Below are 10,506 nucleotides of genomic sequence, written 5' to 3' on the forward strand. Positions count from 1 at the left end.
TGGCACGGCGGCACCGGGGAACATGGCGAAGCCGTGAGCCCTGCCTGCTCGCTGTGCTGGCAGCTCCGGTTGCTGGGATACGTGGAGCCCGGTGGGGCGCGGGTGTCGGACCGGGGCCGCGTGGGGCGAGCGAGTTGAGCGAGCGGGTAAGCGGGCGGGTCGTCGGGGTGTTGTCTGTGAGCGGCCCGTCCGCCGTGGAGTGGTTAGGGCAGTGCGGTGGTGATTTCGAGCAGAACGACGCCGGTGACGCTGGTGAGCGAGTTGAGGGCGCAGTCCAGCAGGTTGGGTGCGGCTCCGACGATGGTCTGGACGGCGGTGTCGCCGGCGAACAGGCCGGCGGTGATGCTGCCGGTCTGGGTGACGACGCGTTGTCCGGCGACGGTCTGGGTCGCGGTGTTGTAGGTGAACGTGCTGGTCTGCCCGGTGTTCCAGGTGATGGTCGCCTGGCCTGCGCCGTTGCCGCCGAGGTTGAGGCACGACAGGCTGCCGCCTGCGGCGGTGGTGGTGGAGGAGCCCGAGGTGACGCCGGACGAGCCCAGCGGTTGGCACAGCGCGTAGTTGGTGGTGGAGGTGAGGCTGGTGGGTTGCGGGGTCAGCGTCAGGCCGGGGGTGTAGCGGATGGTGTTGGTGCCGGCGCAGGTCAGGTCCGCGGGGGCTGCCTGGGCTGCGGTGACACCGGACAGGCACAGGCCGACCGTGAGGAACAGGGTGGCGAGGGCTGTGATCGGACGGCGGGGGCGGGGGAGGCTGCCGAGGCGGGGGTGGAAGCCGCAGAGGCCGCGGGGGCGAGGGAGGTTGCGGAGGCGGGGGAGATTGTGGAGGCGGGGGAGATTGTGGAGGCGGGGCTTGGTGGGCATGGCGGTTCTCCGAGTTTGGCGGGTTGTTGCCGGATCGCCGGGGTTGTCGGAGTGGGGGATCGCGGCGGTGCTGGGGTGGGGGTCGGACGGCGACAGGCTCGTGGCGGTGTCGGCGACATGGATCGGAGGCGCAACGGTGGGCGCAGCGTTCGCCGGAGGGGTCTTTCGGGATCCGGGCACGCTGGACTGGTTAGGCGTGGGCCGGGAACGGCTGTGCGGATGGCGTGAGGGCGGTGGGTTTTCTGCGGGGGTGGGTGGTCCGCGAAAGTCCTAGTCGACTGCGGTGTGTGGCCGGAAGTGCTGGCCATTTCACCCGAACGGTGTGACCCGGATCACCCATGAAGGTATGCCTGCGGCAATCGGTCGTCAACAACCGCGTCCGAACGGCGCAGAACTGCGGATTGGGCCTGGCACAGGGCCGTCACGGGGCCTTGAGCGTCCGACGGACCTGAGGGCACCACCGCGCCACGCGCACGACCGCGACGACCGCAGCATCCGCCAAGCACGCCAGAGCACGGAGAGCCACACCCACGAAGACGGCACAGCGGCGCCCCACAGCAGCACCCCACACCGGCACGAACCACTCACCGGAGCCGAAGACCACAGAGGCCCGCTGCACTGTCAACCGCGCCGCGACTGTTCACCACGCACAGTGCCCCACGCCACGTCCTCTCTAGCTTGACCGCCACCAGAGAGGAGCGCTGATGAGCCGATACCGGGTCTCCATGGACATCGGTGGCACGTTCACCGATGTCGTCGCTTACGACGAGGAAACCGGGCGCTACCGGGCGACGAAAGCGTCCACCACGCCCCACGACCTCACGGAGGGCGTGTTCGCTGCCCTCTCCACGCTGGTCCCCCAGCCGAACGACATCTCGTTCATGGTGCACGGCACCACCCAGGGCCTGAACGCTTTCCTGGAACGCCGCGGTGTGAAGGTCCTCCTGCTGGCCACGGCCGGCGCCGGCGACACCTACCACATCGCCCGCGGCCCCCGGATGCGGCTCTACGACCTGCACTACCGCAAGCCCGAGCCGCTGCTGCCGTTGCGCGACGTGGTGGAGGTCGGCGGCCGGTTTGACCCGACCGGGGCCGAGTTGGCGCCGTTGGACGAGGACGCCGTTCGCGCGGCGGCGAAGCGGTACGCCGCCGAGGGGTTCGGCGCGATCGCCGTCGCCTACCTGTTCAGCTACGCCAACCCCGCGCACGAGCTGCGCACCAGGCAGATCCTGGAGGAGGAGCTGGGTGACGGCGTGACGGTGTCGCTGTCGCACGAGGCCGCCAAGGAGTGGCGCGAGTACGAGCGCACGTCCTCCGCGGTGGTCGAGGCGTACACCGGCCCGGTGATCCGCCGCTACCTCGCCCGGCTGGAGGACAGCCTGGAGGACCGCGGTCTTCAGGTCCCCCTGCACGTGATGCAGTCCTCCGGCGGCATCCTCCGCGCCTCCTCCGCCCGCCGCAGCCCGCTCCAGACCCTGCTGTCCGGTCCGGTCGGCGGCGCGATGGGCGGTGTCGCGCTCGCTGAAGCGCTCGACCGGCCGAACATGATCTGCGTCGACATGGGCGGCACGTCGTTCGATGTTTCCCTTGTGGTGGACGGAAAACCCGACATCTCGCCGGAAGCGGCCCTGGAGGGCCTGCCGATGCTGATGAGCGTGGTCAACATCCACACCATCGGCGCGGGCGGCGGCTCGGTCGGCTGGGAGGAGGCGGGCGGCCTGCGCGTCGGGCCGCGGTCGGCGGGCGCGGCGCCCGGTCCCGCCTGCTACGGCCGGGGCGGCGTCGAGCCGACCGTCACCGACGCGAACCTGGTGCTCGGCCGCATCGACGCCGAGTGGTTCGCCGGGGGCGAGCTGACGTTGGACGTCCAGGCCGCCGAGCGGGCCGTGGCCGGTCTCGGCGAGCGGCTGGGGTTGGGCACCGTGGCGATGGCCGAGGGCATCTGCGACGTCGCGAACGCCAAGATGGCGCAGGCGATCCGCACCATCACCGTGTCCCGGGGCATCGAGCCGCGGGAGTTCACGCTGGTCGCGTTCGGCGGCGCGGGGCCGATGCACGCCGTGTTCCTGGCGCGGGAACTGGGGATCGGGGAAGTCGTCGTGCCGCGGTTCCCCGGCGCGTTCTCGGCGTGGGGGATGCTCCAGACCGAGATCCGCAAGGACTTCGTCGAACCGTACTTCCACGTGGACGAGGACCTCGACCGCGCGGACACCGCGCGCAGGCTGGCCGCCATGGCCGACGAGGGGTTGCGCGCGTTGGCCGACGAGGGCGTCCCGGAGTCGGGCCGCCGGGTCGAGCACGCGGTGGACGTGCGGTACGTGGCGCAGGAGTACACGTTGACCGTCCCGGTGCACGACGCGGACGAACCCACGCGCGAGGACTTCGTGGAGATCGTCGCCAAGCGGTTCGCGCAGCTGCACGAAGCCCGTTACGGCCACGCGAACCCGGGCGCTCCCATCGAGTTCGTCACCCTGCGCACCACCGCGTTCGGCGACCTGGGCCGGGCCGAGACCGAGCGGCTGCCCGAGGGCGGCGCGGAGTTCCCGCACCGCGTGGTGCCGGTGGTCTTCGGCGGTGAGCCGAGGGACACCGTCGTCGTCCGCCGCGACGACCTCGTCCGCGGCCACTCGTTCGACGGCCCCGCGATCGTGGTCGAGAGCACCGCGACCACCGTGGTGCCGCCCGGGTTCACCGTGTCGGTCGACGCGATCGGCTCGCTTCTGGTGCAGGACAAGGAGAAGTGATGAGCATCGACCCGGTGGTCGTGGAGATCGTCCGCAACGCGCTGACGTCGGCGGCCGACGACATGAACGCGACCCTCATCCGCTCGGCCTACACCCCGATCATCTACGAGTGCGGCGACTGCGTGGTGGCGTTGCTGGACGACGAGCACCAGGTGCTCGGCCAGTCCGCGGGTCTGCCGATCTTCCTGGGCAACCTGGAGACGTGCACGCTGGCGACCGAGCAGCGGTTCGGCCGGGAGGTGTGGCAGCCCGACGACGTGTGGATCCTCAACGACAGCTACCTGGGTGGCACGCACCTCAACGACGTCACCATCTTCGGCCCCGTGTTCGTGGACGACGCGCTGGTCGGGTTCACCGCCACCCGGGCCCACTGGATCGACGTGGGCTCCAAGGACCCCGGCGGGTCGATGGACTCGGTGAACATCTTCCAGGAGGGCCTGCGGTTGGGGCCGCAGAAGCTGGTGGAGGGCGGCCGGGAGGTGGCGGCGGTGATCGACACCATCGCCACCAACGTCCGCTTCCCGTACCCGACGAGCGGCGACATGCACGCCATGATCGCCACCATCAAGATGGGCCAGGCGCGGCTGGCCGAGATCGTGGCGCGCTGGGGCCTGGAGACGGTGCGGGCCGCCCGTGACGAGATCTTCGCGCAGACCGAGCGCCTGGAGCGCGAGGTGATCCGCAACATCCCCGACGGCGTCTACCGCGCCGAGGGCTTCCTGGACAACGACGGCGTGGACCTGACCACGCCGGTGCCGGTGAAGCTGGCGATCACGGTGTCCGGGGAGAGCCTGGAGTTCGACGTGACCGAGTCGGCGGACCAGACCGTCGGTCCGGTCAACTGCGGCACGGCGCAGACGGTGTCGGCGTGCCGGGTCGGGTACAAGCTGCTGGTGAGCCCGGACGTGCCGGGCAACGGCGGTTCGTTCCGGCCGATGTCGGTGCGGGTGCGCGAGGGTTCGGTGTTCGGCGCGCAGGCGCCAGCCGCCTGCCAGTGGTACTTCTCCCACCTGGGGCTGCTGATCGACCTGGTGGCCAAGGCCCTCGCGCCCGCGATGCCGGAGCGGGTGGCGGCGGCGAGCCACGGTGACTCGATGATCGTGTTGCTGGCGGGCCGCGATGCCCGGCACGGCCGCGACTACGTGAGCCTGGAGGCCACTCTCGGCGGCTGGGGCGCGTGGGAGGGCTCCGATGGTGAGAGCGCGCTCATCAACAACGTCAACGGTTCGCTGAAGGACATCCCGATCGAGGTGTTCGAGACCCGGTACCCGTTCCGGATCACCGAGTACGCCATCCGGCCCGACTCGGGCGGCGCGGGCCGCTGGCGTGGCGGGAACGGGGTCGTGCGGGAGTACGTGGCGCAGCAGGACTGCACGGTGTCGCTGTGGTTCGAGCGCTCGACGACCCCGGCGTGGGGCCTGTTCGGCGGTTCGGACGCGGCTCCGCCGGAGGTCGTGATCAACCACGGCCGCCCGGACGAGCGCCGCCTCCTGAAGTGCAACGGCTTGCGCCTCAAGGCAGGTGACACGATCCGCTGCATGACCGGTGGTGGTGGCGGCTACGGGTCCCCCGCCGAGCGCGACGACGCCGCGGTGCGCGACGACATCGCCGACGGCCACGTGAGCCGGGAGCGGGCGGCAGCCGTCTACGGCGCGTGAGCCGCGCGGGGGTGGCCGGACCGGTGCCGGCCACCCCCGGCGGACGCGGTTTCAGGGCTCGGGTGTGGGCCACGCGTTCAGCAGGGCGTAGCACGCGATGTGCAGGGCCAGCCGCCGATCCGCCGAGTCGATGTCGATCCCCTTGGCGCGCAACCGGTCCACCCGGCCGAGCACGGTGTTCCGGTGCACACCCAACCGGGCCGCCGCCTGGCTGGTCGACCCGCCGCAGTCCAGCACGGCGGCGATCGTGGCGACCAGCGTCGGCCCCTCGGGCGATTCGACCAGTTCGCGCAACGCCACCGCCGACGCGGCGGCGATCTCCCCCACCGGCAGGCACGCCAGCACCACGCGCGCGCCGAGGTCGGCGAAGCACCGGACGCGGGCGCCCTCGTCGCGCCCCGCCGCGGCCAGGCCCGCCTCGGTCAGCGAACGACGCAGGCCGGGCAGGTCGCGGCCGGGTCTGCCGACGCCCGCGGTCAGGGCGACGGGCGCGGCGAGGCGGGTCAGGCCCTTCTCCACCACGCGGGCCACGGTCGCCGCGGTCGCCTCGTCACCGGTCCACCAGGTCACCCACCCGTCGGCGGTGGGCACCAGCGGGCGGTCGGCGAAGGTTTCGCGCCAGCGCGCCACCAGACCGGGTGTCGCGTCCACAATGGACACGCCTTCGGCACGCAGCGCGACGGCCACGTGGTTGCCGGCGGTGCGCCACCCGGCGTCGGCCGCGGCCCGCTCGGCGTCCGGGGAGGGTTCGTCGCGGAGCAGGGCGGTGAGGATCAGCCGGTCCTCCGCGACGCGGTCGGCCAGGGACAGCCGGCCGCGGGCGACGGCGGCGGCCAGGGGCGCCCTGGCCAGGTGCAGGATGGTCCGGACCACCTCGACCCAGCCGGGCGAGTCGGTGGACAGGCGGGCCACCAGTTCCGCCCACGGCCGCCCGTCCGGTCCCGGCACGGGCACGCGCAGGCCGGGTGCGGCAGCGGCGGCGGATTGGCCCGCCAGGACGTGACCGTCGGCCGCCACCAGGGCGGCGGACACGCCGGGCACCTCCGCGTTGACGACGCCGACGATGCCCCGTGCGCTGGTCCGCTCGCCGAACAGCTCGGCGCACCGGGCGGTCAGCATCGCGCGTGCGGCGGACGGGCTGGCGATCGCGCCCGCCAGGTCCAGGGCGTGCCGGGCGGGGTCGGCGGGCACCGCGAACAACGCCACCCGCAGGCGTTCCGCGAGCTGGACGGTGGACCGCGGCACGCCGACGTCCTCGGGCGCCACCACGCAGGACGCGCCGCGTTCCCAGGCCAGCCGGAGCGCCGACTCGACGGCCCAGACGCCGTGCGCCGCGGCGTGGTGCAGGACGATGGCGGTGTAGGGGCGGCAGCGGCGGACCTGGTCGAGTTCGCCGACCAGCTCGACGTGGGAGACGCGGCGGTCCAGGTTGGCGGTGACCAGCGCGCGTGCCTGACTCAGCGGTCCATAATGGACCAACTCGGCCACGGACAGCTCTTCCTGGGTGCGACTGCTCATGAGTTGTGCTCCGTGCGCCGTTCCCGGGTGGCTTTTCCTGCTGTCACGGGGAAATCCCCTCTCGCGGGTGCCCGACCGGGAAGCCGAACGCCCGCGGACCCGCGAGCCGCAGGCCCTCGGGCGTGTGCCACACGGGCGCGGCCGGGATCACCAGCACGTCGACGTGGTCTCCCACGACGACGCTCTCCGGGTCGACCACCCGCCGTTCCCGCCGGTCCAGCAGGCACAGCAGGTCGGGCACCGCCGCGGCCACCGCACCGTCCACAGTGGCCAGCAGGAACTCGTTCTGGGCCTCCAGCCGGATCAACCGCCCGGCGCCGGTGTACTCCACGACCGCCACGCTGGTCGGGTTCGCGGGCAGCCCCGGTCCGGTGGGCCGGGTGTCGTGGGACAGCTCCACGACCCGGCCGCTGCCCAGCAGCTTCGCGCCCAGGACGCGGGTGAGGTCGTCGAGCAGCGCGGTGTGGTCGGCGGCGGTGCGCAGGACCCGCCCGACGTCGATGAGCCTGCTCACCGCGCCGGGGATGGCGGCGTTCCGCAGGTGGCCCGCCGTGGTCGGGTTCATGGCGCACAGCATCCAGCCGCCCGCCGTGGTGACCGCCGCGCGCAGCAACGGGTCGGCGCGGGTGGCGGCGGCGTCCACCACGACGACGTCACCGGCCGCGCCCACGGCGGCCAGCGGCGTCAACGGCAAGCCCGCCAACGCGTAAGTGCTCTGCTGGATCAACGGCAGCACGCGGCCCATCCCGTCGCAGTCGACCAGCGGGAGGCCCGACACCGCCGCGGCGGCGATGGGGAACAACGCGTTCACCGTCGCGGCGGCCAACGGCATCACCGCGCGCAGGGGGTGGCCGAGCCGGGCTTCCAGCGCCCGCACGGCGAGTTCCGGCTCCTCGCCCGTGGGCGGCAGTTCCGCCAGCGCGGTCACCGAACCCACCATCGCGATCGCCGCGCACGGGCTCTCCGGCGGCAGGTCCGCCACGCCGACCAGGGGCACCGGGCCGTGCCGGTCCACCAGTTCCGCGACCCAGTCCAGGCAGGCGTCCACGATGAACCCCGTCGACGCGCTCAGCAGCCGGCTGCCCGTCATCAGGGCCGGCAGGTCGGCGGCGGAGATCTCCCTCATGACGCACCGGTGGCCCGGACGTGCAGCCGGTAGACGCCGCTGCGCAGGTAGGCCACCGGGCGGGCGGTGTCCGCCACGACCCTGGCCGCGCCCGGTTCGCTGCCGCTGGTCGCCACCACGGTCAACGCCCGCTGCCGCACCCGTTCCCGCAGCTGGTCCAGTTCGTCGGCGGTGTCGGCGGTCGCGACGACGTCCAGCCACGCGCCCGCGCGGGCGCACGCCGCGCCCACCGCGCCCAGGTCGGCGTCGGGCCGGACCAGCGTCCCGGCCAGGTCGCCCACGTCCTCGGCCCCGTCGAGCAGGGCGACCACGACGTGGTCGTGACCGGCGGGTTCGACGGGTGTCCTGCTCAGCACCGGCCGAGGGGCCGCGAGCCGCACGCCGTGCGGTCCGACCAGGTCGGGTTCCACGTGGGGCAGGCCGTCACGCACGTGCCCGACGACGACCTCCCGGCCGACGAGGACCACCAGGGCGTCGGTCGCACCGCCCAGGACGGCCGCGCCGGACAGCCGGGTGGCGTCGTCGGCGCCCAACGCCAGCACGGGCAGCGACCGCAGGCGTTCCGCGGAGACCCGGCCGCCCTCGCCCGTGACGAACCCGCAGCCCACCTCGCCGGGCAGCGCCGCCGTGGCCGCCGCGCACCGGTCGACCAGGTCGTCGGCGACGTCCAGCAGGGCGGCGTTGAGCACGGCCGCCGCCTCCCGTTCCAGCAGGCCCGGACCGCCCACCTCGTAGGACAGGCACAGGCGCAGGCCGGGGCGGTGGGCGAGCACCCGGGCGGCGACCTCCCGCTCGTGGTCGGCCCGGCCGACGGCGCCGGTCGCGGTGACCACGAGGGTGTCCAGACCGCCCGCGGCGGCCAGCTCGGCGGCCTGGTCGTCGAGCGCCAACGGCGCCAGTTCCGCGCCGAACAGGTCGTGTCCCCCGGTGACGTGGCCCCGCCAGCCGACCAGCGAGCGCACCAGCGGCGACGGGTGCCCGCCCAGCGCGGTGCCCCGCGCGACGCCCGGCAGCACCCGGACGGCGGCGACCCGACCGGTCACCGACCCCAGGGAGGCGTCCAGGACGGCGGAGACGTCCCACGTGACGGTGTCGACCCGTGACCCGCTCGCCAGCCGGGTGAGCAGTTCGCGGGGCTCACCGGACCTGGACGCGACCAGCGCGCCACCGGCCACCAGCGCCCCGTGCGCGAGGTCGGGGGTCAGCCGCACACCGATCCGCACCGCCCGCCTCCACCTCGTCCGGAACCCCGATCATCGCAAGCCGCGCGGTTCCGCGCCGGTCCACGCGCGGGTGCTCATTGATCAGTCTCAACCCCGGTCCGCTCGACGACCTCGAACACGCCGCCTTCCGGCACGGAGCCCTCCAGCAAGGCTTCGACCTCAGCCGCGTTGCCCCGCCGCCACGGGTCGTCGACCCACGCGTCGTAAGCGGACGGGCTCTCCCAGGTCGCGGTCACGACGTACCGGTCACCACCGCCGACGGGCCGGTGCAGGGCCGCTCCCAGACAGCCCGGCTTGGCCAGAGCGCGTTCCAGCACCCGGTGCTCGCGGAAGAACTCCTCAAGCTCCGCACCCCCGCCGGGGCGGGCGGACAGGTAGAGAACGCTGCGAATCACGGTGCCTCCCGAGTGTGGTTTCGCCGCCCTGAGCGGCGAGAGCGTCACTGTAGGAAGCGCGTTCACGGCTGCTGTGCTTGGAGCACCCTCATGAGGGGTTCGCCTGTGCGTGTGGCCCAGCGCGTGTCTTCTGGGGCAGAGGAGGCGTCCGGCCGCGTGCTCCGAGTAACGGCGCCTGCAACACATAACGAGACGATGATGAACCGAATGAAAACCGCCCCAGGCCGCTATAAGGTCACAGGTCAACAAGTGTCTTCCCCGCGCCAGCGGGGGTGGTCCCCGGGTTCACAAGAGCTTCTGCGTCCTGGAATAGTCTTCCCCGCGCCAGCGGGGGTGGTCCCTTCGACACCGGACTGATCTGATCAATGAACCGGTCTTCCCCGCGCCAGCGGGGGTGGTCCCTGCCGCCCGAAGCGGTCCGCAACCTCCGGCCGGTCTTCCCCGCGCCAGCGGGGGTGGTCCGTCCGCCAGCAGATGCGCCACGTGACAGGGCAGGTCTTCCCCGCGCCAGCGGGGGTGGTCCCAATCGACGCATCATCGGACTTCTTGTTTCTGCGTCTTCCCCGCGCCAGCGGGGGTGGTCCCCACACCCGCCGCCGGGCCGCACGCGCCTACATGGTCTTCCCCGCGCCAGCGGGGGTGGTCCCGGCCCGGGAACGCCGTCCGACGGGGTCGCCGGGTCTTCCCCGCGCCAGCGGGGGTGGTCCTTGAGGAGGAGTCCCGACGCCCTCCGGATGGTTGTCTTCCCCGCGCCAGCGAGGGTGGTCCGTGCTGTGCGTCCTGCCAGACGGCCACCGGCCCGGTCTTCCCCGCGCCAGCGGGGGTGGTCCCTCATCGACGATGATCGGACGCAGCGGGGTCTCGTCTTCCCCGCGCCAGCGGGGGTGGTCCCTGCGCGCTCTGGGCTACGTCTACCGAGGCCGCGTCTTCCCCGCGCCAGCGGGGGTGGTCCCTCGGGGTGAGCCGTCGACACCACCTCGACGGC

At 73.0% G+C, this 10,506-nt stretch carries 7 protein-coding genes and 1 CRISPR repeat array; of the genes, 2 read left to right on the forward strand and 5 right to left on the reverse strand.

Features of this window, described 5'->3' with window-relative positions; all coding sequences use genetic code 11:
• Window positions 1–203: 203 nt before the first annotated feature.
• Complete coding sequence (locus KZQ38_RS16750) at window positions 204–1,037, reverse strand: hypothetical protein (RefSeq protein WP_219442960.1); 834 nt, start codon at window positions 1,035–1,037, stop codon at window positions 204–206.
• 524 nt (window positions 1,038–1,561) lie between these two features.
• On the opposite strand from KZQ38_RS16750, the gene KZQ38_RS16755 reads away from it, so the two are divergent.
• Both KZQ38_RS16755 and KZQ38_RS16760 read left to right on the forward strand, forming a co-directional pair.
• Window positions 1,562–3,601: a hydantoinase/oxoprolinase family protein gene (locus KZQ38_RS16755; RefSeq protein ID WP_219442961.1), complete on the forward strand. Its 2,040-nt coding sequence runs from the start codon at window positions 1,562–1,564 to the stop codon at window positions 3,599–3,601.
• A complete protein-coding gene (locus tag KZQ38_RS16760; RefSeq protein WP_219442962.1) occupies window positions 3,601–5,259 on the forward strand; it encodes a hydantoinase B/oxoprolinase family protein in 1,659 nt (552 codons plus the stop codon). The genes KZQ38_RS16755 and KZQ38_RS16760 overlap by 1 nt, the downstream gene beginning before the upstream one ends.
• Window positions 5,260–5,310: 51 nt before the next feature.
• Here KZQ38_RS16760 and KZQ38_RS16765 read toward each other — a convergent pair whose 3' ends face one another.
• The 4 genes from KZQ38_RS16765 to KZQ38_RS37130 all read right to left on the reverse strand — a co-directional run bounded on the left by KZQ38_RS16765 (window position 5,311) and on the right by KZQ38_RS37130 (window position 9,521).
• On the reverse strand, window positions 5,311–6,777 hold the full coding sequence (locus tag KZQ38_RS16765) for a PucR family transcriptional regulator (protein ID WP_219442963.1): 1,467 nt from the start codon (window positions 6,775–6,777) through the stop codon (window positions 5,311–5,313).
• 43 nt (window positions 6,778–6,820) lie between these two features.
• Complete coding sequence (locus KZQ38_RS16770) at window positions 6,821–7,903, reverse strand: S-methyl thiohydantoin desulfurase family protein (RefSeq protein ID WP_219442964.1); 1,083 nt, start codon at window positions 7,901–7,903, stop codon at window positions 6,821–6,823.
• Window positions 7,900–9,126 carry a hypothetical protein gene (locus KZQ38_RS16775; RefSeq protein ID WP_219442965.1) on the reverse strand — a complete coding sequence of 409 codons (1,227 nt, stop codon included), beginning with the start codon at window positions 9,124–9,126 and terminating at the stop codon, window positions 7,900–7,902. The genes KZQ38_RS16770 and KZQ38_RS16775 overlap by 4 nt, the downstream gene beginning before the upstream one ends.
• Before the next feature lie 74 nt (window positions 9,127–9,200).
• Window positions 9,201–9,521 carry an antibiotic biosynthesis monooxygenase family protein gene (locus KZQ38_RS37130; protein WP_219442966.1) on the reverse strand — a complete coding sequence of 107 codons (321 nt, stop codon included), beginning with the start codon at window positions 9,519–9,521 and terminating at the stop codon, window positions 9,201–9,203.
• 251 nt (window positions 9,522–9,772) lie between these two features.
• Window positions 9,773–10,474: a CRISPR direct-repeat array (repeat unit 29 nt; unit sequence GTCTTCCCCGCGCCAGCGGGGGTGGTCCC).
• The last annotated feature ends 32 nt before the right edge of the window (window positions 10,475–10,506 follow it).

Source organism: Saccharothrix obliqua (genome assembly GCF_019375475.1).
Taxonomy (GTDB): Bacteria; Actinomycetota; Actinomycetes; order Mycobacteriales; family Pseudonocardiaceae; genus Actinosynnema; species Actinosynnema obliqua.

What these genes read in the sequence shown, in the direction of transcription:
- KZQ38_RS16755 (WP_219442961.1), top strand. Translation starts at nt 1,562, where the DNA reads ATGAGCCGATACCGGGTCTCCATGGACATCGGTGGCACGTTCACCGAT.
- KZQ38_RS16760 (WP_219442962.1), top strand. Translation starts at nt 3,601, where the DNA reads ATGAGCATCGACCCGGTGGTCGTGGAGATCGTCCGCAACGCGCTGACG.
- KZQ38_RS16765 (WP_219442963.1), bottom strand. Translation starts at nt 6,777, where the DNA reads ATGAGCAGTCGCACCCAGGAAGAGCTGTCCGTGGCCGAGTTGGTCCAT.
- KZQ38_RS16770 (WP_219442964.1), bottom strand. Translation starts at nt 7,903, where the DNA reads ATGAGGGAGATCTCCGCCGCCGACCTGCCGGCCCTGATGACGGGCAGC.